This window comes from Candidatus Methylopumilus universalis (genome assembly GCF_006364435.1).
GTDB classification, from domain to species: domain Bacteria; phylum Pseudomonadota; class Gammaproteobacteria; order Burkholderiales; family Methylophilaceae; genus Methylopumilus; species Methylopumilus universalis.
On record NZ_CP040977.1, the window covers coordinates 459756 to 483989 of the forward strand.

General features: G+C 34.9%; 29 protein-coding genes. 21 read left to right on the top strand and 8 right to left on the bottom strand.

Features of this window, described 5'->3' with window-relative positions:
• Window positions 1-3: 3 nt before the first annotated feature.
• Window positions 4-951, bottom strand: a complete 948-nt coding sequence (msrP, locus tag FIT70_RS02620; RefSeq protein ID WP_139930499.1) for a protein-methionine-sulfoxide reductase catalytic subunit MsrP — start codon at window positions 949-951, stop codon at window positions 4-6.
• A gap of 324 nt (window positions 952-1275) precedes the next feature.
• On the opposite strand from msrP, the gene FIT70_RS02625 reads away from it, so the two are divergent.
• The 3 genes from FIT70_RS02625 to FIT70_RS02635 are packed head-to-tail and all read left to right on the top strand — an operon-like array spanning window position 1276 to window position 2036.
• Entirely contained in the window at window positions 1276-1545 is a 270-nt protein-coding gene (locus tag FIT70_RS02625; protein WP_139867384.1) for a TIGR03643 family protein, read from the top strand.
• A gap of 12 nt (window positions 1546-1557) precedes the next feature.
• Window positions 1558-1692 (top strand): DUF2256 domain-containing protein, encoded by a 135-nt coding sequence (locus tag FIT70_RS02630; RefSeq protein ID WP_082092869.1) that lies wholly within the window; start codon window positions 1558-1560, stop codon window positions 1690-1692.
• A gap of 2 nt (window positions 1693-1694) precedes the next feature.
• Window positions 1695-2036, top strand: coding sequence for an HNH endonuclease (locus FIT70_RS02635; protein WP_189340872.1), 342 nt, complete (start codon window positions 1695-1697; stop codon window positions 2034-2036).
• A 9-nt stretch (window positions 2037-2045) separates the two neighbouring features.
• Here the strand turns inward: FIT70_RS02635 and FIT70_RS02640 are convergent, their stop codons facing one another.
• Genes FIT70_RS02640 through FIT70_RS02650 form a run of 3 tightly spaced genes read right to left on the bottom strand, consistent with a single transcriptional unit; the run spans window position 2046 to window position 3415 of the window.
• A complete protein-coding gene (locus FIT70_RS02640) occupies window positions 2046-2372 on the bottom strand; it encodes a hypothetical protein (protein ID WP_139870203.1) in 327 nt (108 codons plus the stop codon).
• Window positions 2372-3058, bottom strand: coding sequence for a DUF429 domain-containing protein (locus FIT70_RS02645; protein WP_139930501.1), 687 nt, complete (start codon window positions 3056-3058; stop codon window positions 2372-2374). The genes FIT70_RS02640 and FIT70_RS02645 overlap by 1 nt, the downstream gene beginning before the upstream one ends.
• The gene (locus tag FIT70_RS02650) at window positions 3059-3415 is read right to left on the bottom strand and encodes a thiol-disulfide oxidoreductase DCC family protein (RefSeq protein WP_139930503.1); all 357 of its coding nucleotides are present in this window, start codon (window positions 3413-3415) and stop codon (window positions 3059-3061) included. It lies immediately after the preceding gene.
• Between the two features lie 563 nt (window positions 3416-3978).
• On the opposite strand from FIT70_RS02650, the gene FIT70_RS02655 reads away from it, so the two are divergent.
• The 8 genes from FIT70_RS02655 (at window position 3979) to nhaD (ending at window position 12324) form a co-directional block, all read left to right on the top strand.
• Window positions 3979-4770: a bacteriorhodopsin-like gene (locus FIT70_RS02655; protein ID WP_139867393.1), complete on the top strand. Its 792-nt coding sequence runs from the start codon at window positions 3979-3981 to the stop codon at window positions 4768-4770.
• Window positions 4771-4894: 124 nt separating this feature from the next.
• Window positions 4895-5620: a bacteriorhodopsin gene (locus FIT70_RS02660; protein WP_139930505.1), complete on the top strand. Its 726-nt coding sequence runs from the start codon at window positions 4895-4897 to the stop codon at window positions 5618-5620.
• Window positions 5621-5678: 58 nt separating this feature from the next.
• Window positions 5679-6623: a polyprenyl synthetase family protein gene (locus tag FIT70_RS02665; protein WP_139930507.1), complete on the top strand. Its 945-nt coding sequence runs from the start codon at window positions 5679-5681 to the stop codon at window positions 6621-6623.
• Window positions 6613-8082, top strand: coding sequence for a phytoene desaturase family protein (crtI, locus tag FIT70_RS02670; RefSeq protein ID WP_139930509.1), 1470 nt, complete (start codon window positions 6613-6615; stop codon window positions 8080-8082). The genes FIT70_RS02665 and crtI overlap by 11 nt, the downstream gene beginning before the upstream one ends.
• Before the next feature lies 1 nt (window position 8083).
• Window positions 8084-8974 (top strand): phytoene/squalene synthase family protein, encoded by an 891-nt coding sequence (locus tag FIT70_RS02675; protein ID WP_139930511.1) that lies wholly within the window; start codon window positions 8084-8086, stop codon window positions 8972-8974.
• A gap of 3 nt (window positions 8975-8977) precedes the next feature.
• Window positions 8978-10105, top strand: a complete 1128-nt coding sequence (locus tag FIT70_RS02680) for a lycopene cyclase family protein (RefSeq protein WP_139930513.1) — start codon at window positions 8978-8980, stop codon at window positions 10103-10105.
• Between the two features lie 124 nt (window positions 10106-10229).
• The gene (locus tag FIT70_RS02685) at window positions 10230-10976 is read left to right on the top strand and encodes a Brp/Blh family beta-carotene 15,15'-dioxygenase (RefSeq protein ID WP_189340873.1); all 747 of its coding nucleotides are present in this window, start codon (window positions 10230-10232) and stop codon (window positions 10974-10976) included.
• Between the two features lie 64 nt (window positions 10977-11040).
• Complete coding sequence (nhaD, locus tag FIT70_RS02690) at window positions 11041-12324, top strand: sodium:proton antiporter NhaD (protein WP_139930517.1); 1284 nt, start codon at window positions 11041-11043, stop codon at window positions 12322-12324.
• A gap of 14 nt (window positions 12325-12338) precedes the next feature.
• Here the strand turns inward: nhaD and FIT70_RS02695 are convergent, their stop codons facing one another.
• The gene (locus tag FIT70_RS02695) at window positions 12339-13595 is read right to left on the bottom strand and encodes a Y-family DNA polymerase (RefSeq protein ID WP_139930519.1); all 1257 of its coding nucleotides are present in this window, start codon (window positions 13593-13595) and stop codon (window positions 12339-12341) included.
• A gap of 83 nt (window positions 13596-13678) precedes the next feature.
• Here FIT70_RS02695 and FIT70_RS02700 point away from each other — a divergent pair, with 83 nt between their 5' ends.
• Window positions 13679-13993, top strand: coding sequence for a hypothetical protein (locus FIT70_RS02700; RefSeq protein ID WP_049814239.1), 315 nt, complete (start codon window positions 13679-13681; stop codon window positions 13991-13993).
• A gap of 69 nt (window positions 13994-14062) precedes the next feature.
• Window positions 14063-16147 (top strand): TonB-dependent receptor, encoded by a 2085-nt coding sequence (locus FIT70_RS02705; protein ID WP_139930521.1) that lies wholly within the window; start codon window positions 14063-14065, stop codon window positions 16145-16147.
• Window positions 16148-16244: 97 nt separating this feature from the next.
• Here the strand turns inward: FIT70_RS02705 and FIT70_RS02710 are convergent, their stop codons facing one another.
• Window positions 16245-16727: a toxin-antitoxin system YwqK family antitoxin gene (locus tag FIT70_RS02710; protein ID WP_139874420.1), complete on the bottom strand. Its 483-nt coding sequence runs from the start codon at window positions 16725-16727 to the stop codon at window positions 16245-16247.
• A 14-nt stretch (window positions 16728-16741) separates the two neighbouring features.
• Complete coding sequence (locus FIT70_RS02715) at window positions 16742-17134, bottom strand: hypothetical protein (RefSeq protein ID WP_139870216.1); 393 nt, start codon at window positions 17132-17134, stop codon at window positions 16742-16744.
• A 147-nt stretch (window positions 17135-17281) separates the two neighbouring features.
• Between FIT70_RS02715 and FIT70_RS02720 the strand changes: the two genes are divergently transcribed.
• A complete protein-coding gene (locus FIT70_RS02720; RefSeq protein WP_139867422.1) occupies window positions 17282-17896 on the top strand; it encodes an alternative oxidase in 615 nt (204 codons plus the stop codon).
• A 39-nt stretch (window positions 17897-17935) separates the two neighbouring features.
• On the opposite strand, the gene pqqA is transcribed toward FIT70_RS02720, so the two are convergent.
• Complete coding sequence (pqqA, locus tag FIT70_RS02725) at window positions 17936-18007, bottom strand: pyrroloquinoline quinone precursor peptide PqqA (protein WP_012777389.1); 72 nt, start codon at window positions 18005-18007, stop codon at window positions 17936-17938.
• A 281-nt stretch (window positions 18008-18288) separates the two neighbouring features.
• On the opposite strand from pqqA, the gene FIT70_RS02730 reads away from it, so the two are divergent.
• The 7 genes from FIT70_RS02730 (at window position 18289) to FIT70_RS02760 (ending at window position 24164) form a co-directional block, all read left to right on the top strand.
• Entirely contained in the window at window positions 18289-18714 is a 426-nt protein-coding gene (locus FIT70_RS02730; RefSeq protein WP_139874421.1) for a DUF4399 domain-containing protein, read from the top strand.
• A 12-nt stretch (window positions 18715-18726) separates the two neighbouring features.
• On the top strand, window positions 18727-19326 hold the full coding sequence (locus FIT70_RS02735) for a cation efflux transmembrane domain-containing protein (protein ID WP_139874422.1): 600 nt from the start codon (window positions 18727-18729) through the stop codon (window positions 19324-19326).
• Window positions 19327-19392: 66 nt separating this feature from the next.
• Entirely contained in the window at window positions 19393-20049 is a 657-nt protein-coding gene (locus FIT70_RS02740) for a DUF4136 domain-containing protein (protein ID WP_139874423.1), read from the top strand.
• Between the two features lie 8 nt (window positions 20050-20057).
• Window positions 20058-20687 carry a DUF6134 family protein gene (locus tag FIT70_RS02745; RefSeq protein WP_139930523.1) on the top strand — a complete coding sequence of 210 codons (630 nt, stop codon included), beginning with the start codon at window positions 20058-20060 and terminating at the stop codon, window positions 20685-20687.
• Between the two features lie 185 nt (window positions 20688-20872).
• Complete coding sequence (locus FIT70_RS02750) at window positions 20873-22210, top strand: PhoX family protein (protein ID WP_139930525.1); 1338 nt, start codon at window positions 20873-20875, stop codon at window positions 22208-22210.
• A gap of 13 nt (window positions 22211-22223) precedes the next feature.
• The gene (locus FIT70_RS02755; protein WP_139930527.1) at window positions 22224-22688 is read left to right on the top strand and encodes a hypothetical protein; all 465 of its coding nucleotides are present in this window, start codon (window positions 22224-22226) and stop codon (window positions 22686-22688) included.
• 138 nt (window positions 22689-22826) lie between these two features.
• Window positions 22827-24164, top strand: a complete 1338-nt coding sequence (locus FIT70_RS02760; protein WP_139930528.1) for a CorA family divalent cation transporter — start codon at window positions 22827-22829, stop codon at window positions 24162-24164.
• Window positions 24165-24234: the final 70 nt, after the last annotated feature.

Here is a 24234-nt window from a genome sequence, read left to right on the forward strand (position 1 = left end):
GAATTAAAAATTTTTATTTAAATCCATACCTTGATAAAGATGAGCTACTTCTTCTTTATAGCCATTAAACATTTGCGTTTTAAGTCTAGGAGATAAAAGGCTTTCTCCAATTCTTCTCTCGGTAGCTTGTGTCCATCGAGGATGATCTACTTCAGGATTCACATTGGAATAAAATCCATACTCTTTGGGATTGGCTTTCATCCAAGTAGATATAGGCATTTTTTCTACTAATCTAATCTTAGTAATTGCCTTGATACTTTTAAAGCCATATTTCCAAGGGACTACCAACCTAATAGGTGCGCCATTTTGTTTTGGTAAAACTTTTCCATATAAACCCACTGCCAAGATAGTGAGTGGATGCATAGCTTCATCTAATCTTAGTCCTTCCGTGTATGGCCAATCTAGCATGTCATCTTTTTGCCCAATCATTTCGCTTGGGCGCTTTAGTGATACAAATTCAACATATTTAGCATTTCCTGTTGGCGTTATTTTTTTAAGTAACGAATTTAATGGAATACCTATCCAAGGAATCACCATAGACCAACCTTCAACACAGCGAAGTCTATAGATGCGTTCTTCTATTGGTATGAGCTTTATGAGTTCATCTATATCAAGTTTTAATGGTTTCGCTACAGAACCTTCAATCGAAATCGACCATGGGTCAATTTTTAATAAATGCGCATGATCTTGTGGATCTGATTTTGAAGTACCAAATTCATAATAATTGTTATAGCTTGTAATATCTTTAAAAGAAGTGAGCTTTTCATTACCATGGTCTTTTGATTGAATAAAGGAAGGGAGAGTATTAAGCGCAGTGAAACCCGTGTTTGTAAATGTGGATAGTGCAGTAGAGCTTAAAATTAGACCTAAATTTTTTATAAAATTTCTGCGGTCATTATAAATATGCTCAGGTGTAATTTCTGATGAGGGTATTTTTTTAAATGTAGTCATAGTGAATTCTAACTATTTTTTCTATATAAAGCTGAGCTAATATCTCTAGAAGTAGATATTTTAATGAATTTGATAGTTTGTCAGAAGTTTTTAGGGTTATGAATTTTGGCAGTATAGAATAGCGAAATACAAATGCAGATTAAATAGTATTGAACTTTAAAAGTAAGAAATGTATCTAGATCACTTCATTAATATGAAAGATAAAAAAATGGCAAAGAAAAAATGTAAATATAATTGGCATATGGCTTTTAGATGCGGCCTTGGTTCAGCATTTTATATATTAGGTATTGCCGCTTTTATTAAATATTTATTCAATTAGGTCTGATGTCAAAAAAAGAGACTTTATTAACCGAAGGAGATATTTCCAGGCTGATCGAAATGGCTTGGGAGGATAAAACACCTTTTGAAGCCATCTTAAAGACGTATCAACTAGATGAGCCTTCTTTAATGAGGCTCATGCAAAAGCACCTTAAGCCTTCATCTTATCGATTGTGGAGAAAGCGTGTTAAAGAGCGATCAAGTAAGCATTTAAAACTTAGATCGCCTGACATTAAGCGAGATCACTGCGTTACTCAATATAAAATTAGCCGTTAAATTATTATGGGAATGGTAAAAAAAGAAAACTTACCGACAAAAATTTGCCTAGTTTGTCAAAAGCCTTTTTCTTGGAGAAAGAAGTGGCAGCTTGTTTGGAATGATGTTAAATACTGCTCAGAGCGATGTAAGCGTCATAAAAATTAAGCATGATCGGAAAAATTAGAAAAAAACTTCTACCACCTATATTATCAGAGGCCATTCCGGACACTATAATATGCCCAATATGTAGCAGAGTTATTCCAGAATCTCAAAAAGATGCGCACCATTTAATTCCAAAATCTAAAGGCGGTAAATCTACGGAATATCTTCACCGAATCTGCCATAAACAAATCCACGCTTTATTTAATGAAAATGAACTCGCTAAAATATTGAATACTGCAGAGTCATTAAGAAACCATTCCGATATGCAAACGTTTATTAATTGGGTGAAAAATAAGCCAGATAATTTTTACGAGAGAGCTGCTAAAAGTTCACGTATTAAGAAATAGTGAGATCATTCATAGTATTTTTTGCAACACATAGAAAAGTATGATCATAAGAATTGTTACCATCATCATTGAAGTGAAGAAGCCATAACCATTTTTAAGTAACCAACTAAATAAAGGTAATACAGGCATTACTGGCAATACGTAAATAAAATTTTCATTGGCTAATTTAGCAATTTTCTCTGTATCTTTGCTTTCAAACCAAATCATCGTATAAGCAGTAAAAGAAATAATTGGCAGCGCTAACAAGAGCGCAGCTAATTTTGTATCTTTCTTGCTTAACTCAGTAACAAGAACAATCACCAAGACAGCGATAATAATTTTTATGAGATAAACCATTAGTAAACGATCTGCATGTTTGGTTTCTCAGGTATTTTTGGTATATATGAAGCTTGATTATTTGCTATTCTTTTAGCGCTCCATAAAACAACGAGGGCATCTAAAATATCATTATCCATTACATCTTTTTTTTGATATTTAGTTCGGATGGCATCAAAATTTAAATTCAGAAAATGTTTATCAAGAAGAGACTTTCTTATTTTAAAGCCTTCATCTGTCTTTTTGCTCTCAAGGATTATTTTTTCATTATTCATAGCTCTAAAGCTTAGCTCCGGATGTATTTCAAATACTTTTATATTCTCATAATGAAGTATATTTTGGACATCCTTTATCTTGGGAAATAAATACCAAGATTGAAGTGACATGGATTTCCCAATAAGTTTTTTAGATACAAGGGATGCTTTCTCATAATTCGGTTGATCTAGCATTTCTGGTGTTGGCGCTGTAAATACAGAAGAGGCTTTTTTACTAAGAAGTTTTCTAGCTAATTGATCGGCTTGTCGAGGCATCACTTCCGATAAGATGACGGGTATATCGATACCAATGATTAACTGATTGGTCCCAATAAAAAAATTCTTGAGATTACTTATGCTTTGAAAAATAGCAGTTTCAATAACCCCCTCTTGATTCTGCCAAGCTGCAAACCAACCAGATTTACATCCATCGATGCCGACGATTAAAGGCAACTAATTCACCCTGCAGTATTTCATTTTATTAAAGCGCCATAGAGCGAAGTATGAATAGAACACTTTACTCAGTTGGTAAATTAATGGCATTTTGATTATAAAACTTAATAATCTCCAGCCTTCTAGGTTGTTCCATATAAGACAAAATGCATCTACACCCCTATAAAGTCTCTCTTTTCCATCGATAGCATGAAGACTTAATAAAGCATCCTTCTGCGCAATGCCATATTTACGAAGTAATTCATGATGCGTATGAAGATTGCACCATAAGAAAACGCCTTTCGGTGCGATTGATTTATAGTAGTTAATCTCTTTTGAACAAAGGCTGCAGTGTTGATCGTAAAGAATTTTTATCATATTTTTTAATCTTTAAAAGAGAAAGGCTCCAAACCATTCGGGGGAAAAATTTGGAGCCGATCGAGCAATATTTCAGCTTATTGCTTCTTAACTAGAGTTTAAAAGCCAATAAAAATTCATTTTTTATAAAAATATACAAAAAATGTAGCCTATAGATAACAGTTTATTAACTGTCAAGAATTTGAGCCATTTCAGGTGGCTTTATTACAATTTAAGCTGAAGATTTATTGTGGAAGATAAAGTAAAAAATCCCCTCCATTCTGCATGTTCTAAAAGGATAGTAAGTAACAAAAACGAAGGGGCGAACTTAGAAAAAATTTACATCAAAATAAATTTTAACTGATCTAATTTATTTATGCTTTTTTTTATAAAAATCAACACATTAAAGCACATTTATTTATTTCCATAATTTAGTTATGGTTAATGATAACCATGAAACAAAATTTAAGTGTTTTGAAAAATTCAAATCACAGGCTAAACTGACATTTAGATAATTTACTTAAACACTAGTTAATTATTTTAGTTCTTGAAAGTTGTTTTCTATCAACCATTAGGAGGTTCCTATGTTTCAAGGTTTTTTTAAATCGGTAAAAAATAAGAGCTTATTAGGTTTGTCTTTATTAGGCTTATCGACATTAGCTTTTGCAGAGGGCCATTCAGCCCAAGTTCTCCAATCAAGTGATTTTGTTGGCATTACTTTTTGGTTAATTTCAATGGCATTAGTTGCTTCAACTGCTTTTTTCTTTCTTGAAAGAGATCGCGTAGTAGGTAAGTGGAAAACTTCTCTTACTGTATCTGGACTAGTTACATTAGTAGCAGCTGTTCACTATTTCTATATGCGTGACGTGTGGATTGCAACAGGATCAACACCAACAGTGTATAGATATATTGATTGGTTAATTACAGTGCCTTTATTAATGATTGAATTCTATTTAATTCTTTCAGCGATTACGAAGGTTTCTACAGGTGTCTTTTGGAGACTTGTAATTGGTACATTAGTAATGCTTGTTGGAGGTTATGTCGGTGAGGCTGGTTATGCCGATGTTATGACATCATTCATTGTTGGTATGCTTGGATGGTTCTATATCCTTTACGAAATTTTTGCTGGTGAAGCAAGTAAAATCGCTGCAAATAAAGCTCCAGCAACAGTTCAAAAAGCCTTCAATACAATGCGATTAATTGTTACATTTGGTTGGGCAATTTATCCATTAGGCTATTACTTTGGTTATTTAACTGGTTCAGATCCTGCAAGCAGCATGGCATCATTAAACATCATCTATAACTTAGCTGACGTTTTAAACAAAATTGCTTTCGGTGTAATTATTTGGTCTGTAGCAGTATCAGAATCAAAATAAGTAAAGTAAGTATGTAATTTCTTTAAAAAACTGTGCAGCTTAGGCTGCACAGTTTTTTTATTTTTACTAATTAAATTTAATAATATCAATAGGTTAAGATAACTAATATCGATACACTAACCCCATGAGCATAGATGAGTTTAATTTAGTATATAACGCGATCTCTTTTGCAATCGCTGCTTTTGGAGCATCAACCGTATTTTTCCTCCTGCAAAGGTCACAGGTTTCACCCGCATACAAAACTGCATTAACCCTTTCGGGACTTGTTTGTTTAATTACAACTTACCATTATTTAAGAATTTTTGAGAGCTTCAACAGTGCTTATATATTGAAAGATGGTCTAGTGATACAAAGTGGTATGCAATTTAATAATGCATATCGATATGTTGATTGGCTATTAACCGTTCCCTTATTACTTCTAGAATTTGTATTAGTCTTAAGATTGCCTCATACGGAAACATACAAAAAAGGTCTGGGGCTAACTTTAGCTTCTGCGATTATGGTTTTATTGGGCTACCCTGGGGAAACCCTTACAATTGGATTTGCTAAGATTATTTGGTGGATTTTAGCAATGATTCCATTTTCTTATATATTGTATGAAATGATTAAAGGGGTCGGTGCATCAATTAAAACTCAACCTTTAGTTGTTCAGCCATTATTCAAAAAAACAAGACTACTGATTATTCTGTCATGGTCATTTTATCCGCTTGTTTATATCCTACCTTTATTTGGTCTGTCCGCATTCGTCAGTGTTCAGGTTGGGTTCACTGTTGTTGATATAGTTGCTAAATCAGTTTTCGGGATTTTGATTTATATTATTGCGCAAAGAAAATCAGAAATTGGCGCTTAGTTAAGTCTTTGACAAACAGATATATTGTATACATATATTCTTTTAAATAAGACTCATTATGATTTCAAACGAAAGTGATTCACTAGAGAGCGTTAAAAAACAGCTAGCCAAGTCTTTCGAGGTGAACGAAAAAAATTTATCTCTATGGCTGAATTGGCATGGAGGGTCGGAAGGAAAATTAATTCGCTCTCACTTGGCACTTTCTACCGGAGAAGCATTAGGACTATCAAAACATACAGCAATTATTTGGGCAGTGGTTTGTGAGTTAATTCATAGCGCCTCGCTTTTGCATGATGACATTTGTGACAGCGATGAGATTAGAAGAGGTAAGGTAAGCGTATGGAAAAATTTTGGTATACCAGCTGCTATATGCACTGGCGACTATTTAATAGCAGAATCCTTTAAAAAAATTACTGAAATTGAGCAGGGCTGGCATCAAAATATTTTACTAGGGTTACTTTCAGGCACCGTTAAGGAAATTGTTTTTGGCCAGTCAGGCGATGTCAACACAAGCTTCTTAAGTCTAGGCTGGGAAGAGTATAAAAGTCTGGCCACAGCAAAAACATCACCCCTTATTTGTTTGCCTATCATGGGAATGTTTAAATGCGCTGAACTAGATGAACCTTATTATATTAATTTAAGAAAAATGACAGACGAAATAGGACTTGCTTATCAAATTGTTAATGACTTAGAAAATATTTTATTAAACCAAGTAGATGAAATTCCTACAGATATTGAGTTTGAAAGAATGAATGCATTGCTAGTTTTAGTTAAAGAAAAGTCTTCTGAAAAAGAAATTAATTTTTTGAAAAAAAATAAAGCTGAATTTAAGCAATTTTTAATATCTTCAAATATTAAAGATGATTTAATTGATAGGATTCAATTGATACTAGAAAATATTAAAAATTCTTTACACCTTATGCCGGTCGTCATCAGACCTATTATTTCTTCTCTTTGTGAAGAGATAAACAAAAAAGCTAGCCAGTTTACACATGCAAAATAAAAAAATAATTGTAATCGGAAGTGGTTTTGGGGGAATCGCTGCAGCTTTGCGAATGAGGGCTAAGGGTTATGAAGTCGATTTGCATGAAAAATTAGATCAAATTGGTGGAAGAGCAAGGCAGTTTAATCGGAACGGCTTTGTTTATGACGCGGGGCCTACAGTCATTACCGCACCCTATCTTTTTAGGGAATTATTTGAAATTTTTAATGAAGAAATTGATGATTTTATTCAATTTATCCCTTTAGATCCTTGGTATCGATTTAGATTTCATGATGGGACATTTTTTAATTATGGCCCAGATCAAGATCAGTTATTAGAGCAAATAAAAGCCATTGAGCCTAGAGATGTAAATGGCTATCTTAAAATGCTTCGGCATGCTGAGAAAATATTTGAATTAGGCTACCTCAAGCTTGCTGATCAGCCTTTTCATAAATTAAGCAGTTTAATTAAATATACCCCCGATATTATTAAGTTAAAGGGCTATCAATCTGTTTATCAATTTGTATCAAACTATTTAAGCCATCCAAATTTAAGGCAAGCTTTCTCAATTCAGCCCTTACTTGTTGGAGGTAACCCTTTTAATACAACTTCAATTTATGCTCTTATTCACGCGCTTGAAAAAAAATGGGGAGTATTTTTTGCTAAGGGAGGAACTGGAGAAATAATATCTCAGTTAAAGATGCTGATGGAGCGCCAGGGTGTAAATATATTTCTTAATAGCGAAATTAAGAAAATTGTTACTCGCGACAAAATGGTTGAAGGCATAGAAACTGAGGAAGGTAAATTTTATAAGGCTGATTATTTAATTACAAATGCAGATCCTATTTATACAAATACCAATTTAATAGAACATAAAAAAATTTCCTTGCATAATAAATTTGTAAAGAAAACAGCCAAGCACTCCATGGGTTTGTTTGTTTTTTTCTTTGGAACAAAAGTTAAATATGAGGATATTGCTCACCATACTATTTGGATGGGGCCGCGCTATAAAGAATTGCTTAGTGATATATTTGATCGCTATAAATTATCCGAGGATTTTTCTATTTACCTTCATAGACCCACAGCAACTGATCCTGATTTTGCCCCTACAGGTTGCGATAGTTTTTATGCGTTAGTTCCAGTACCAAATTTGAAAGGAAATATTAGCTGGAAAGAAGAGGCGCCGAAATTTACACAATCTATTATTAAGGCTCTAGAGCAAACCATGATGCCAAAACTTAGTGAATATATTTGCGAATCTTTTGTAATGACCCCTGACGATTTTCTTCAAGATTACAACACGCCTTTTGGCTCAGGATTTTCTATTGCTCCGTTATTTAGACAATCTGCTTGGTTCAGGACGCACAATAAGGATGATTTATATCAGAACCTTTTTTATGTAGGTGCTGGGACTCATCCGGGCGCTGGTGTTCCAGGCGTCCTGAATTCAGCCAAAGTCATCGATAAATTGATTCCATAGTATGAAGAATAGTTTATTGATGCGTAAGCATGGAAAAACTTTTTATTGGGCCTCTTTTTTTCTTGATAAGACCAAAATGCAAGCGATTTACTCGATTTACAGCTTTTGTCGAAAAATTGATGACATGGTTGATGAAGCTAAAAACTTAAGTGTTGCCAAAAAAAAGCTTCTTATATTTATAGGTGCATGGAATAAAGGCACGCCTCATCCGGTCATTAGCGTATTAAATAATATTCCAAAGGAAAATTGGCCGAACCAAAAGCTTGTAAAAAATTTTCTGAATGGACAAATATACGATATTAAATTTTCCTCATTTAAGTCAGAAAAAGCCTTAATCATTTATTGTTATCAAGTTGCAGGTACAGTGGGATTAATGGTGTGTGACATTTTCGGCGTAAAAGATAAAAAAATGCGTTATTTTGCAATTGATTTAGGCATTGCAATGCAATTGATAAACATTTCTCGAGATATTTATGAAGACAGTTTGCGAAATAGAATCTATCTACCTGAGAGCCTCATGGGTAAACATTCAGCTAAAGAAATAGCCCACCCAACAAAGGAAGCTGCAGCAAAAATAGACTACACTCGAAAAAAACTTATTAACCTAGCAAATATTTACTTTGCCAGTGCTAGTAGTGCGATTGATCACCTCCCTCGAGGTGCCTCTCTTGCAGTTAAATTGGCTTCTGCACTCTACCAGCAAATTGGACATCAATTAATTCAGACCCAATATCAACATAAAGAAAAAAGATGCTATGTGAATACCTTATGTAAGGTGCTGATTACCTTTAAGATTATTACTAAATTTTTGCTTACTTTTAAAGCTAAACTAAAGCCTCATGATAAGAATCTGCATAAATTCATAATGACACTTCCAGATGCTCACTTTTAATATATGAAACAAAAATTTGATATTGGAATTATTGGTGCTGGCTTATCTGGATTAACTCTTGGAAATTCTCTTCTCAGTAAAAAAATTAAAAATTTCATTTTAATTGAAAAAAATTCCCACTTAAAAAATGATAAAACATACAGCTTTTGGTCAGGACCAGGATTGTTTGATATTAAAAAAAGCTTCAGTGTAAAACCGAAAAAAGAATGGTCACAAATAGAAATTAAGGTTAAAAATAAATCTTACAAGATTGATCTTGGTAGTTACAGGTATGCATGTTATAGCTCAGAATCCATTCTAGACGAACTATATAAAAAGATTACTAAAGAGGGGATTAAGGTAGAAAGAGGCCAATCAATTAATCATGTTAAAAAAAATCAAGATGGCTGGGAAATTAAAGTAAAGAATAAAAAAATATTACTGAAGAATGTAATAGATAGCAGACCCAATAAAATATTTGATGATAAGTATCCATCTTTGAAGCAAGTTTTTGTGGGTTCTGAGATTATTTCAAATCAAAATATATTTGATGAAAATGTGGTGACATTGATGGATTTCTCTGAGTCGAACAAAAATGTCATTTTTACTTATATTCTTCCATTCTCAAAAAATAAAGCTTTGATAGAAACAACCTTTTTCTCACCCGAGATAAATTTCAAGCAAGTTGGAAAGATACATGATCTTACTTTAAAAAAGTTTGATATAAAGGAAATAACAAGAACAGAGAAAGCTGTTCTTCCGATGTCGCCATATATTGACAGGAAAATGGAAGAGCAATATTTTAGGATTGGGAACTTTGCAGGAGCATCTAGACCTGCTTCGGGGTATGCATTCACTCGAATCGCACTCTGGGCGAACCAAATTAAAACAAAAAAAGAATTTTGCTATGACATGATTCATCACAAAGAAAATTATCTTATAAATTGGCTAGATAAAATCTTTCTTTCTGTATTGAGATCTAATCCTAAAAAAGCCCCTGAAATATTTAAAGTTTTTTTTACCAAAGTGCCCATTTCATCTGTTATTAGATTTTTATCTGACCAATCAAGACTGGTCGATTATTTTGTGATTATTTTGAAATTACCAAAATTAGTAATGTTTAGAGGCTTAATAAACTTATATGTTAAATAAAGTCAGAATTCACCAGTTCTTTTATTTGATATTAAGTTTTTTCTTAATATTTTTTTCTCAACAGAATAGTTTTTTGAATATTACTGATATCAATTCATCTCTCGCAATCTTATTTCTAATTATTATGTCTTTTGGTATCTCTCATGGAGCTGCTGATTCCATTATCATATGGAAAACTTTTCCTAAATTTAATACCAAAGCTATAGCTTTCTTAATTTATTTATCAATTGTTCTATTGGGGCTTATTTTATGGTTTCAAAGTCCCATATTAGGTTTAGTTCTTTTACTTTTAATGTCAATGTTCCATTTTGGTCATAGCGATCTTTCATACCTAGCTCGGGGCCCTCAAAGCATCAAGATTTCATGGGGTATTGTCATGACATTACTCCCTGTCATTTTTTTTGAAAAAGAAGTTAAATCAATTTTTGATGCTTTAACAAATTCAGATATAAACCTTCAAGTATTTGTTATGCTTAAATTTATTACAATTGCCTTTATAGCTAGTTTTTTAATTTTGCTTTATCTCGATAAGGTTATTACCAAAAAAGATAAGCTCTTTCTTGCCTTCGAGTTTTTAGTTACAATCATTCTTGCTAGTCTTCTGCAGCCAGTTTATTGGTTTACCTTCTATTTCTGTTTTTTACATGGTCTTAGAGCATTAATTAATATTGGAATTAAGTCTTTAAGAGACTTAATGTTTTTAGTAGCTTTTACCTTGCCAGTTACTTTCTTTTCCTACTTTCTTCTTTTTGAGCATTTGCAAATTAACTATTTAAATATCATTTTCTCTGTTTTAATGGCTCTTACAATTTCTCATATGCTCTTACCTTTAATTAATCGCTTACTGCTCAGCAGAGTCTATAAGCGGTAAAATTATTGACGTTCGTTTATTCTGCTACAATCTATTTCAACCAATAACTTGTTAATTAATAACCATGCTTAGTGCTCTCATTATTATTTTTGTAATTACATATGCCGCAATCACACTTGAGCATTCTATAAAAATCAATAAATCAGCCACCGCACTATTGGGAGCAGGTTTGCTCTGGACTATTTACGCAGTTTCAACAGGTGACCATAAACTCGTAGGTCATCAACTAAGTGAATCTATAGCTTCTACCGCAGAAATTGTTTTCTTCTTAATTGGTGCTATGACCATTGTTGAGGTGATTGATGCACATAATGGCTTTGAAGTTATTACATCTCGCATTAAAACTAAAAAACTTTCACATTTATTGTGGATAGTTGGATTCCTATCCTTTTTCTTAAGTGCAGTTTTAGATAATTTAACAGCCACTATTGTCATGATTTCTCTCACAAGAAAACTTTTACAAAAACAAGAAGATCGTCTCCTATTCGCAGCAATGGTAGTGATTTCTGCTAATGCAGGGGGCGCTTGGTCTCCTATTGGAGATGTTACAACGACCATGTTATGGATTGGTGGGCAGATTACAACACTAGCGATTATTCAAGGATTGTTCTTGGCCTCGTTAGCTAATCTCATTGCACCGTTATTGTTTGTTAGTCATGCCATGCGAGGCAAACTTATTTCAACGCAAACTAAAACATACAGCGCCTCTTCAATGATGACATCTGATTTTGAGCGAAATACCATGTTTTATTTGGGGCTTGGTATTTTGATTTTAGTACCTGTATTTAAAACAGTGACGCATTTACCACCTTTTATGGGCATCCTTTTTGGATTAGGAATTCTTTGGTTGGTAGGGGATTTGATACATTATAAGAAGGACGATGCTGACAAACAGCAATTCACTCTAGCCCATGCTTTGCATCGAATTGATATGACTTCCATTGTTTTCTTTATCGGTATTTTATTAGCTGTGGCAACGCTCGAGCATAGCCATATACTTCACTCATTCTCTGAATTTTTAGATAAAACAGTGGGTCGTCAGGATTATATTGTGACGTTATTGGGATTATTGAGTGCTGTTGTTGATAATGTACCCCTTGTCGCAGCTTCAATGGGCATGTATGACTTAACTCAATATCCGGCTGATAGTTTCTTATGGGAATTTATGGCGTATTGTGCAGGCACAGGTGGATCCATACTCATTATTGGTTCAGCTGCAGGAGTTGCTGCAATGGGCTTAGAAAAAATACCATTCTTTTGGTACGTTAAAAAGATTAGTTGGTTAGCTTTAATTGGGTATTTCGCAGGTATAGCTGTTTATATCACTCAATACAATCTAACTCATTAAAACGCTATCTAGATTTAGTGCGCGATGATTAGCTGATTCCAGTTAGTTGTGTAGTTCCTTGATTTGAATTGAGCCTTCATTTCCCATTCTTTTGTTATACCTTCACTTCCTAACTTTAATTTACCTTTCCATCTTTGGTTGATGGTGTCCATGATCTTCATGCGAGAATTTGAAATCGTATCGCTGAATAAATGGCCTTGCATTTTATGTTTGGAAGTTAAATTACATAATGTAATACCAGCTTTTTGATAATCAAAACCCTCACGGTAAATATAATCTAATCCCAATAAGGCTGCATTGGTTAATACCATTGAATCATCACTCGGCTGAAATAAGGGAATGTTGACTCCGTTCGCATATTGTTTCTTATCATCATGTGGACTTGTTCTAATGTAGATATATAAGGATGTAGCGACTGATTCTTGTTTTCTCATTCTTTCAGCAGCGCGGGTGGTATATGAAGTCACAGCCTCTATGAGTTCTTGTTTGTCTCTCACTCGTCTACCAAAAGAACGCGATACTATAATCTCTTTATTAGGTTCTTCTATATCTTTTAATTCTATACACATCACACCATTAAGTTCACGTACTGTCTTTTCAAGGACAATACTAAATTGTTGACGTATATAGTCTGGATCTGCATGTTTTAAATCTAGGATAGACATAATGCCAAGTTGATTAAGTTTAGGCGCTAATGATCTACCAACCCCCCAAACATCAGTAACAGGAAAATGACTCATCCAGGTTTCAAGCGTGTCTTCATCCATGACATTTAAATTACACACACCTTTAAATGATTGATTCTTTTTTGCAATGTGATTAGCTAATTTAGATAATGTTTTGGTTGAGCCTATACCAATAGACACAGGTAATCCTGTCCATTGTTTAATTTTAGTTTTAATTTGTTGGCCATACTTAATGAGATCTTTGGATTTGAATGAGGTTAGATCTAGGAATGATTCATCCACAGAATAGATTTCTTGGTCAGGGCTAAATTTGGACAATAATGTCATTACGCGATGACTCATATCTAAATAGAGTGTGTAGTTAGATGATAGAGCTGTGACATTCTCTTGCTTGGCAAACTCTTTAAATTTAAACCAAGGTGTACCCATTTTAATGCCAAGCTCTTTAGCTTCATTAGAACGAGAGATAGCACAGCCGTCGTTGTTACTTAATACCACCACTGGTTTATTTTCTAGCTTAGGATTAAATACCCTTTCACAGCTTACGTAGAAGTTATTAACGTCAATAAGGGCGATGGATTTCATAAATTTATTTTACTTGAAAACAAGGGCTTCCAGCAGGTTAGGGCGTGCGGATTTTTTAAATAAATCTGTGCTAAACTGCCGTTATGTTTAAGCGCCTCTATAGTATTTTATGTTTAATCTTTTTGTTTGCTTTTAGTCAGCAAGCAGCGATTGCGCATGAAATTTCTCATATACAGGAACACACTCAAAAGACCCAATCTCATAAGTCAGATCTTAGCTCTTGTACCCAGTGTATTGGTTTCGCAAAACTTCAGCATATTAATGATAGTGAATTTGTTTTCAATCTTGAAGAATTAAATCATTACACGGTATTTGTAGTCCAGTCTCATTCATATGAATCTCTCACAGCAATTCACTTTGCTGCTCGCGCTCCACCTCAAACTTCAGTATTAAATTAAATTTAATTTACCTCCTTAAATCTTTTAAGGACGTTTGCTTTACTAATTTTTTATTGAAGAGATTTCAAAATGAAGCTCAAAAAAATAACATATGCATTATTTTTTATGTTTACTTTTCCGGCGGTAGCTGCGGATAAAGGAACTTTAACTATACCCACCACGGCAGTAACTGGAAATCCTTTAGGTGTTGGCTCTGATCAAATGGTGGTCCCCATTTCAATTTTAAATGGCCGTGAACTTTCATTAAAACGAGAAAATACTTTAGCTGAAACATTAAATAGCATTCCAGGTGTAAGCAATAGCTCTTTTGGCCCTTCAGTGGGGCGTCCTATGATTCGAGGTATGGATAGTGATCGCATTAAGATTCTGCAGAATGGTGTTAATAATTTAGACGCTTCTAATTTGAGTTCTGATCATGGTGTATCGATCGATCCTTTAATTATTGAGCAGATTGATGTGATTCGCGGACCTGCGACCCTTCTTTATGGGGGTGGGGCAGTTGGCGGCGTAGTAAATGCCATTGACCATAGAATTCCTAAAGAAAAACTCGAGGGTATTACGGGTCGTGGGGAAGTGCGTTACGGAGGTGCCAATTTAGAACAAAGTAATGCGGCTGTGGTTGATGTGGGCACAGGAAATTTTGTGATGCACTTTGACGCTTATAACCGAGATTCGAAGAATTTACGAATACCCGGTAACGCAATCTCAAGCAGACTTGAGTCCACGCAAGTGTGGGACCCAGCAGCCGGTACTTCTGGAGATGGCGATTACGAGAGATATTCAACTAATCATGGCAGAAAAAAACTTCTTAACAGCCAATCTGAAACAAGAGGTGGTGCAGTGGGAGCTTCGATGATTTTTGATAGAGGTTATGCTGGTGTCAGTTACGCCAAACATCAAACCAAGTACGGTAGCGTTAAGGAGCCCGGTATTCTTTTGGATATGGATACGGATCGTATTGATTTCGCATCTGAAATAAGAGACTTAGGTAGTTTTTTTGAAAGGGCTAAATTTAGAGCTGCTTATACTGATTATCGTCATCATGAGATGGGCGGGGGTGAAATTCATAGCACCTTTAAAAATAAAGGGATAGATGGTACTTTTGAGTTAGCGCATGCTCCGTTGATGGGGCTTAAAGGTATTCTTGGTACGCAATTTGATAATGGTAAGTTTGATGCAATCGGACACGAAGCTTTTCTGCCCAATTCAAAAACTAACTCACAGTCCCTTTATGTTTATGAAGAACTTCCTCTTAACCAACATAAAATGACCTTTGGTCTCAGACATGGTAAACATGAGGTTGAGAGTAAGGGTGGAGGGGAGGATGCACAATTTGGTAATCCTTCAAGAAAGAAATTTAATACCAATAATGCAGCAATTGGCGGTTTATATGCGCTCAATGAGCAATGGTCATTAACAGGTAATTTATCCCATAACGAAAGAGCGCCATCTTATTTTGAACTCTTTGCAAATGGGGTACATACAGCAACAGGAACTTACCAAGAAGGTCAGTCAGATTTAAAAAAGGAAAAATCGAATGGGCTAGATGGGCAGATTCGCTGGAAGTCTGGCCAGGACAGTTTAACTTTTGGGGCTTATTTTAATAAGTTTTCAAATTTTATCGGTCTTTTATCAACTGACTCACCAGGTCTTGCCCATGCCGAGGATGGGGGTGATATTACCTACAAAAAATCTACATTTTCAGGTATTAAAGCTGAATTTAAAGGTGTCGAATTAGAAGGTAAAACTATGTTGACAGATTACGTTCAGTTTAATGTAAGAGGAGATTATGTAGACGCAAAGGATAAAACGAATGGTGGTTATGTACCTCGTATATCACCCCTTAAATTAGGCGCAGGTCTTAAATATGAATTTGATCGTTTTGGCGCAAGGTTAGATGTGCTCCATGCTTTCAAACAAGATCGTGTTGCGACAAATTATAATTACGAAGGAACTAAGGAGCTTATTACAGATGCTTATACAAACATCAGTATGATGGCGACTTATAAATTACCTACACAATTAAATTTAGAAGCTTTCACGCGGGCTAATAATTTATTGGACGAAGAAATTCGTGAGCATACATCTTTCTTAAAAGATATAGCGCCGATGGGTGGACGATCAATCATGTTTGGACTTCGAGGCGAATTCTAGCAGAAAAAATTTGAGGCCCAGGCAAAGGAATTTTGCTTGGGCTGGAGAAGGCCTTTGATGCAAAGGTCTTGAAAAATTTAACTCTTGAATAACCTATTTAATTAGCTGGTTTATTATCTTTATCTAACGACTTAGATTTGTACAATGTCTTTGATTTGACGTCACCATTTCTTTCCCAATAAGTTTCGTATCCCACTTTTTCACCATTGACAAAATTAGATTCAGATCGCTTGGTACCGCTGTCATAAAAAAGTGTAAATAAACCATCTTCTTTTCCATTTTTGTAATGTGCTTCTAGCTTTAGTTGGCCATTTTCGAACCACTGATTCCAGATGCCATCTTCTTTATCATTCTTATAGCTTGTTTGAATATATTTTCCGCCAGTGATGTACCAAAAAGTTTCTAAACCTTCTTTTTTTCCATTAATGTAATTAACTTCATATTTTAAATTTCCATTGTGGTACTTCTCAGTGTATTTGCCAGTTAATGGCTTTTCGGATGTTTCATTGGCATGTGTCGCAAATGAAAAGAGCAGGATACCTAAAAGATAAAATACCTTAAAGTTTTTAATAGATAACATATAGGAATATTACCTTAACTTGCTAAGCAGCTTTTAGAGAAATCTTTAGTTTGTCTTAGTGAAGTTTTAAGATCTTCGCGAGGGTAAAAATGAGGTTCATTAATATAAGACGCTTCAACTTGCTTACAATTTTTATTGTCTAGTTTATTAATGCTCGCAATAAAGCATGAAGGGTTGTATTTAATGAGCTCCTCAAGCACTCCTGCATATTTTGATCTTTTTTCTTGGTCAGAGGTATTTTGAATGGCTTTTTTGATAAATTCATCTAACTGATTAGAGTTCATGCATTGGTTGATTTGACCAATGAAAGCTCTTTGATTTTCGAGCTTCTTTATATCTATAACGTTATTATTTGCAGCCCATAGCTGCTGGCTTAAGGCCAAAAGTAAGAAAATAAGATGTTTCATAAAAATCCATATAAATTTAATGGTTCTTTGTCATATATTCTTGGAAAAAGTTCACAATAAGGGTCAAAATAATTCAAAATGGAATAATCTAAAATCTAGGCATTTTGGATTGAACTCAACGAGGCTAAATTAACTCTTAAAAACAATATGATAAAAAGAATCATTCATCATGAAGCTGGAAGTTTTTCCGACTACTTTGCTTTAGTTTGTACTAAATTTCTACGTGTCTTTGCCGATACTTTCTTTGCAGGACGTTATGGACATAGGGCAGTAGTTTTAGAGACCGTGGCGGGTGTGCCAGGTATGGTGGGTGGCACATTGCAGCATCTTAAGTCTTTAAGGCGTATCGAAAATGATCAAGGATGGATAAAGACACTTCTGGATGAGGCCGAGAATGAACGTATGCATTTAATGACTTTTATTGAAATTGCCAAACCCAATACATTCGAGCGATTTTTGATTATTTTAGCGCAAGGTATTTTCTATAATTTATTCTTTTTGCTTTATTTGATATCGTCCAAAACAGCTCATCGTTTGGTTGGCTATTTTGAAGAAGAGGCTGTCTATAGCTATACAGAATATTTGCAGGGCATTCAAGAAGGCAAGTATGAAAATATTCCAGCACCTCAAATAGCTATTGATTACTGGCATCTTAAAAAAGATGCACGCTTAAGTGATGTGGTTATAGCGGTTAGAGAAGATGAAATGAATCACAGGGATGTCAATCACTACTTTTCGAATCAACTTAATAAAAAAGCCTAGCAGAAGCTAGGCTTTTTAATTTAGGACACTAATAAACAATTACTTGTTCATTACGTACATAGTTACTTCAAAGCCAAAACGCATTTCTGTAGCTGCTGGAGTTGTCCACATAATATTTTCCTTTAATAGTTAGTTGCATTATTTTCTTCACAAGCGTTTAACTTGTTGTAGTGATATTACTCTCACACCTAAAACGCAATAGACGTAGTCCACTCAATAGAGCCTAAGTAAATTCATGAAGAATCATTAAAAAAAGATTAGACCCTAAGTATTTCAAGGGTCCAATTTAGATCTAATGAGGCAATATTTCAGCATATTGCTCATTTAGTTGATTGAATGGAAAAGGAAAAATTTGTTGTATGATTTGTATACTTAACTAAGGATCATTACTGATGAAAATAAAAACTCTTTTATTTGTAGGTGTATTAACTCTCCTTCTTTCCTTAAATATTTTCTCGTACCCAAGAGACGAGGGCGTATTGAATAAGCCCTCAGTAAGCTTTGCTAACCTAAAAGATGGAGATAAAGTCAAAAGCCCTTTTAAGGTTGTATTTGAATTAAGTGGCATGCTTATTAGTCCAGCAGGAGAATATGTAGAAGGCTCCGGCCATCATCATTTATTGATTAACCAGCCATTCATAGCAAAAGGTTTAACAATTCCAGCAGATTCAAATCATTTGCATTTTGGTAAAGGGCAGAAAGAAATCGAGCTCAACTTAACTTCGGGCACCTATAAGCTTACCCTTCAGTTTGCAGATGGATATCATCGCTCGTACGGCGAAGAACTAAGTAAAACTATCCAAATTGAAGTCCAATAGTTATTTCAATTTATGACTCTTCAGCATAAACAAGATAAGCAATTTGCAAAATCAGTTTTATTTGTTGCATTTGCTAATTTAACTTATTTTTTTGTAGAGTTTATAGCAGCAAATACTATACATTCCAGTTCTCTTTTTGCTGACAGTATTGATTTTCTCGAAGATGCGTCAATTAATATTCTTATTTTTTTAGCGCTTGGATGGTCGATCAAAAACAAAGCAAGGCTGGGTAAATGTTTAGCAATGATTTTGGTAATACCTGCCCTTGCTTTTTTATACACAATTTGGCAAAAATTTAATATGCCGTCAGTTCCAGATCCTTCTATTCTCTCTCTGACAGGTTTTGGGGCATTGCTTGTGAACCTTACCTGTACTTTTATTTTAATGCGATTTAGAAATTATCAAGGCAGTTTAACGAGAGCCGCCTTTCTTTCTGCACGAAATGATGCGTTAGCTAACATAGGCATTATTATTGCAGGCTTAATAGGATACATTTGGGTATCGATGTGGCCAGATTTAATCGTTGGGTTTTTGATTATGGCCATCAATCTTGATGCAGCGAAAGAAATCTGGGAAGCTTCAGAGAGTCACGAAATACCCTTGAAACCCTAATTTTCAAAGCGCTGCTATTTAAGGCTAAATTCTGGAACAAAAGATAGATTATAAGGTCGTATAGATATGAAATTTTTCTTTTTGTTAGTTAGTCTTTTTTCACTAATAAGTATTAGTGGTTGCCAGTCCCTTGCAGAGAAAAATCCCACCCTCAAAGCTGAGCTCACTGTCTTCCATGAACTTCCTAATGACTTTAAACCCACTACCATTGCGATAGTTCCATGGCATCAGTCTCAAAAAAGCTCATTGGAATTTAAAAATTATGCAGGGATCCTAAAAGATCGTATCGAGAAATTAGGTTTCACTGTCATTGATCACACCAAAAAACCTGAGTTACTCCTTTTCTTTGACTATGGCGACGACAACGGAAAAGAGATGACAGAGACTTATACAGTGCCTGATTTTGGCATGATTGGTTATACGGGATATTCACTAAATTCATGGGCTATGTATCCTGGCTTGCCAATGTATGGATATCGTGGCTACCAAACGCATACTAATAAATATACTTTGTATACAAGATATATCCATATTGATATAGCAAAACCCAAATCTAAAGACAAAGAGCTCGATAAACTTTTTGAGGGGAGTTTAAGAAGTAAAGGTACTTGTTCAAAACTTACATCAACGCTTCCATATTTAATTGATATGTTTTTCAATAATTTTCCCGGAAAGAATAACGAGACTCAGTCATTAGAAAAATCTTGGAGTGGTATTTGCTAGCTCTTGTGATGAAAAATTTTTCCTTTAAAAAATTTAGCTTTATTTTATTTTTTTTACCAAGCATTTGTTTTGCAAAAGACTGGAACTTTGATGTGCTTATGGATGGTAAATTGATTGGTGAACATACTTTCCAATTAAAAGAAGAAGAAAAATTTCATCAGCTAACGAGTAATGCAAATTTTAAAGTCACAGTCTTATCAATACCCGTTTATAAATACAAACATATATCGCAGGAACTTTGGAGTAAAAACTGTCTTCACTCGATAAACGCTTCAACGCAAGATGGAGGTGATGATTACAAAGTTATTGGAAAATTTGAAACCAATACATTTAAGTTGATTGAGCCTGCAAAAGAAGCTTTTTCTGCCGAGTGTCCTATGACTTTTAGCTATTGGAATCCATTAATGTTAAAGCAAAGTAAATTATTGAATGTCCAGATGGGCGAATACACTGAAGTACAAATTAAAAGTTTAGGCAAGGAAACTATTAAAGTAAAAAATGAAAATATAGAAGCCGACTCCTATCGAATCACGGGACCTAAAATTAATATCCAGATTTGGTATAAAGATAATAAGGAGTGGGTCAAGTTAGAATCAATCACACCTGACGACCATCACATTTCCTATATTTTGAAGTAGATTAGATTTCTCGAGTTGGTCGGCTTAGTTATTTGACTGGGCGAAATTTAGATTATCTTAAAAGCTGTCAAAATTTTGACTCTTATTAAAGTTAAAATATTTAAAAAAATTCTTCAAATTTTTTACATTCAAAATAAGCATTGATAGTTTTTTATTATTTTATTGCTTAATTAAAAAAGGCCTTTATGCAGCTATTACTAAAAGCGTTATTTGTCACGATTGTATTTTCTAGCACCGGTATTTCGGCTCCAGCCTACATTATTCCCGTGGCGCCTGGTTGGAAAGTGCAGCCAATTATCACTGTAGGTGAATCTGCTGGTAATGGCTATGCCATGGCTGGTGTGCCAGATGGTTTAGGTGTTTTTGCAAATAACGATGGTACTTTTAATTTGCTTATGAACCATGAGATTCCTAACGATAAAGGAGCGACTCGCACTCATGGTGAAAAGGGTGCTTTTGTTTCTCGTTGGGTCATTGATATTGAAAGTCTCAAGGTAAAAAGTGGTTCGGACTTAATTAAATCAACTGTTCCAACTGGCTTAAAATTTAATCGATTTTGTTCTGCGGATTTGCCACCTATTTCGGCATTTTATAATGCAGCGACGCGTAAGGGATTTAACGGGCAGTTATTTTTAAATGGCGAAGAAGATAAAGCAGGTGGTCGCGCATTTGCGCACACTCTAGAAGGTATCAGCTACTTAATGCCTGATTTCGGGCATATTGCATGGGAAAACTTATTGGCTAATCCTGTAAGTCAAGATCGTACTTTGGTCATTGGTTTGGATGATATTCAAGATGGTTTGCTATTGGTCTATCTGGGCAATAAAACAAAAGTGGGCAATCCGGTTGAACAATCTGGATTAGTTGGCGGGCAGTTGTATGCGATTAAAGTCACTAACGAGCGCTTTAGTTTAGTGCCTTTGATAGGTATGACAAGCCTAGATGGCAAAACTCTCAGAGAGGAAGCTAAGAAACTTGGCGCTACTGGGTTTGCAAGGCCGGAAGACGGTGCTTGGGATGCTTTAGATGCTAGTAAATTTTGGTTTGCTACGACCGATAAAATTGGGGGCGATAGCCGATTGAATCAATTAGTTTTTGATGACATCTCAAATCCTCTGCATGGCGGACGAATTGGCACCCCCTTAAGCGCTCAAAGTATAGGCGCTGAAATGTTTGATAATATTGTTGTAGATGGTGATGGTCGAGTATTGGCGCAAGAAGACCCAGGAGAAAATGCGCGTTTGGCAGTGATTTGGATGTATGAGCCTATGCTAAATAAAACGACTAAACTATTTGAATCTAATCCAGATTTATTTAAACCCGGAGTAGCTGATTTTATGACTATCGATGAAGAGCATTCAGGTATTGTTGAAATTACATCCTTGTTGCGTAAAGCTTCATGGTTTGATACCAATCGCAGGTATTATCTTGGCACCACGCAAGCTCATCTTGATCATAAAGATACAAAGTTAGTTGAGCATGGACAGTTATGGCTGATATCAGGCCCATCAATAAAAAATTAATCGTTAAATTATTATGGATACATTAAGTCATGCCTTATGGGGCTATGGATTATTTGGATATAAGAGGTATCCATGGGCTGCAATTTTTTTTGGTGCAATGCCAGACTTAATTTCATTTGGCATATTTTTACTCATCAATATCACAACAGGAAATTGGTATTTTGGTAAGCCTGCCTTGGAGTCCATTCCAGATTGGCTCTTCTTGAGTTACTCAGTCGGCTACAGTTTCATTATATGTTTGCCGATTATTTATTGTGTTTATCGGTTTAATCGAGCATTGGCTATGGCCATGCTGGCTTGGCCATTTCATATTGTTCTCGATTTTCCATTTCATTCAAAAGCTTTTTTTGCTACGCCAATTTTTTGGCCAATATCAGATTTTAAGATAGATGGTATTCCATGGACGCATTGGTATATCTGGTATCCAAACATTTTATTTCTTTCTTTTTTACTAATTTATCGCTTTAGAAAAAGATAAATTAAATTCATTTGGATATGTACTAAATCCATCATTTATAACTTCTTATTTTTTGTTGGCTATTAAGGTTTCAATTTGATAGCTATTACTTTACAATTGCCGAAACCTTAAGCTTAATCTGAATTAGAGGCAATTATCATGTCAGAAAAAAACAACATTGATAAGAAATTATCTAGCATCAAAAACTTGCTAGCCAAGCAAAACTTAGTCGGAAACCTCATTCAAAGGCAAGAAATGTCTCGCCAAGACATTGTCGAATCTTTAGTTCAAAAACAAAACTCAATTGAATTAGAAAGACTCATTAAGAAGCTTGAAGTCAATGAAATCGCCCGAATTCTAGAGGCTTTATCAGAACAAGAGCGTATCGTCGTTTGGGATCATATTGAGTCAAGCCGTCGTGACGATGTGCTCCTTGATGTTTCTGATGATATCCGTATGGACCTTGTGTCAGATGAAACGCCAAACAAAGAACAAATTACGGCGATTCGAGTATTCGACCTCTTTAAAGGCCGCTTGCGTCAGATACCTATCTACAGCAGAAAAGATCTTGAAAAGGCCAAGCCTATCTGGGTAGATCTTGTGACACCTGAAATTGAGCAGCTCGAATGGGCAAGGGAAATTTTTGGTGCCCATATCCCCAATCCTAACGAATTGACTGATCTTGAGACAAGCGCACGTTTTTATATTGAAGATAATGGTGAAATCCATCTTCACTCTAATTTCTTGCTAGACACCACTAAAGAATCTAAGAATGTTACCGTCGCCTTTGTGCTTAAAGACAAAATACTCTTTACAGTGCGAAACGAAGAGTTGCCTGTATTTAGACTTCAACGATTAAGAGCGCGTGCAGAGGCAGGTTACGTGTCACAAGCTAAAGATGTCTTATTGGACTTATATGCAGCAGATATTGAGTATTCAGCCAACGCACTAGAAGATGTTTACTCAAGGTTAGAAAAAGTGGGCAGTCAAGTTGTGAAGTCTTACATGACGAATAGCCAAGCTGCGACCATACTCTCTGATATAGCGATCGAAGAAGATTTGAACGGTAAGATTAGACGCAATGTGATGGATACTAGAAACGCGCTATCTTTTTTAATGCGCTCAAAACTTTTATCTGCAAGTCAGCATGAAGATGTTAAAGAAATTTTACGTGACATTGATTCTTTAGATGGTCATACATCATTCTTATTTAATAAGATCAATTTCCAGATGGATGCTACGGTGGGTTTCTTGAACGTAAATCAAAATATTGATTTGAAAAGATTAACAATTATTAGCGTGGTGTTTATGCCAGTGAATATTATTGCAGGTATTGGCGGTATGTCTGAATTTAGCATGATGACTAATGGCATTCCATGGCCATTAGCTTACGGTTGTTTTGTTTTAATTATGGTTGCTATTGGCGCACTAACTTTTATTGGATTAAGAGCTTTTGAAAATAAGCGTATTGAACGATTAAGATCTGAAAATAAATAATTTTTTATAGATATAAAAAAGCCACTCTTACGAGCGGCTTTTTTTTTCATTTCATTCTAACTTCTTGTTG

Excerpts from the sequence above, each read along its gene's own strand:
- FIT70_RS02660 (WP_139930505.1), top strand. The coding sequence starts at position 4,895 with ATGAGCATAGATGAGTTTAATTTAGTATATAACGCGATCTCTTTTGCA.
- FIT70_RS02760 (WP_139930528.1), top strand. The coding sequence starts at position 22,827 with ATGTCAGAAAAAAACAACATTGATAAGAAATTATCTAGCATCAAAAAC.
- FIT70_RS02650 (WP_139930503.1), bottom strand. The coding sequence starts at position 3,415 with ATGATAAAAATTCTTTACGATCAACACTGCAGCCTTTGTTCAAAAGAG.
- FIT70_RS02665 (WP_139930507.1), top strand. The coding sequence starts at position 5,679 with ATGATTTCAAACGAAAGTGATTCACTAGAGAGCGTTAAAAAACAGCTA.
- FIT70_RS02705 (WP_139930521.1), top strand. The coding sequence starts at position 14,063 with ATGAAGCTCAAAAAAATAACATATGCATTATTTTTTATGTTTACTTTT.
- FIT70_RS02655 (WP_139867393.1), top strand. The coding sequence starts at position 3,979 with ATGTTTCAAGGTTTTTTTAAATCGGTAAAAAATAAGAGCTTATTAGGT.
- FIT70_RS02740 (WP_139874423.1), top strand. The coding sequence starts at position 19,393 with ATGAAATTTTTCTTTTTGTTAGTTAGTCTTTTTTCACTAATAAGTATT.
- msrP (WP_139930499.1), bottom strand. The coding sequence starts at position 951 with ATGACTACATTTAAAAAAATACCCTCATCAGAAATTACACCTGAGCAT.
- FIT70_RS02700 (WP_049814239.1), top strand. The coding sequence starts at position 13,679 with ATGTTTAAGCGCCTCTATAGTATTTTATGTTTAATCTTTTTGTTTGCT.
- FIT70_RS02750 (WP_139930525.1), top strand. The coding sequence starts at position 20,873 with ATGCAGCTATTACTAAAAGCGTTATTTGTCACGATTGTATTTTCTAGC.
- FIT70_RS02735 (WP_139874422.1), top strand. The coding sequence starts at position 18,727 with ATGACTCTTCAGCATAAACAAGATAAGCAATTTGCAAAATCAGTTTTA.
- crtI (WP_139930509.1), top strand. The coding sequence starts at position 6,613 with ATGCAAAATAAAAAAATAATTGTAATCGGAAGTGGTTTTGGGGGAATC.
- FIT70_RS02710 (WP_139874420.1), bottom strand. The coding sequence starts at position 16,727 with ATGTTATCTATTAAAAACTTTAAGGTATTTTATCTTTTAGGTATCCTG.
- FIT70_RS02745 (WP_139930523.1), top strand. The coding sequence starts at position 20,058 with ATGAAAAATTTTTCCTTTAAAAAATTTAGCTTTATTTTATTTTTTTTA.
- FIT70_RS02720 (WP_139867422.1), top strand. The coding sequence starts at position 17,282 with ATGATAAAAAGAATCATTCATCATGAAGCTGGAAGTTTTTCCGACTAC.
- FIT70_RS02715 (WP_139870216.1), bottom strand. The coding sequence starts at position 17,134 with ATGAAACATCTTATTTTCTTACTTTTGGCCTTAAGCCAGCAGCTATGG.
- FIT70_RS02675 (WP_139930511.1), top strand. The coding sequence starts at position 8,084 with ATGAAGAATAGTTTATTGATGCGTAAGCATGGAAAAACTTTTTATTGG.
- FIT70_RS02730 (WP_139874421.1), top strand. The coding sequence starts at position 18,289 with ATGAAAATAAAAACTCTTTTATTTGTAGGTGTATTAACTCTCCTTCTT.
- FIT70_RS02640 (WP_139870203.1), bottom strand. The coding sequence starts at position 2,372 with ATGGTTTATCTCATAAAAATTATTATCGCTGTCTTGGTGATTGTTCTT.
- nhaD (WP_139930517.1), top strand. The coding sequence starts at position 11,041 with ATGCTTAGTGCTCTCATTATTATTTTTGTAATTACATATGCCGCAATC.
- FIT70_RS02625 (WP_139867384.1), top strand. The coding sequence starts at position 1,276 with ATGTCAAAAAAAGAGACTTTATTAACCGAAGGAGATATTTCCAGGCTG.
- FIT70_RS02685 (WP_189340873.1), top strand. The coding sequence starts at position 10,230 with ATGTCTTTTGGTATCTCTCATGGAGCTGCTGATTCCATTATCATATGG.
- FIT70_RS02630 (WP_082092869.1), top strand. The coding sequence starts at position 1,558 with ATGGTAAAAAAAGAAAACTTACCGACAAAAATTTGCCTAGTTTGTCAA.
- FIT70_RS02635 (WP_189340872.1), top strand. The coding sequence starts at position 1,695 with ATGATCGGAAAAATTAGAAAAAAACTTCTACCACCTATATTATCAGAG.
- FIT70_RS02680 (WP_139930513.1), top strand. The coding sequence starts at position 8,978 with ATGAAACAAAAATTTGATATTGGAATTATTGGTGCTGGCTTATCTGGA.
- FIT70_RS02755 (WP_139930527.1), top strand. The coding sequence starts at position 22,224 with ATGGATACATTAAGTCATGCCTTATGGGGCTATGGATTATTTGGATAT.
- FIT70_RS02695 (WP_139930519.1), bottom strand. The coding sequence starts at position 13,595 with ATGAAATCCATCGCCCTTATTGACGTTAATAACTTCTACGTAAGCTGT.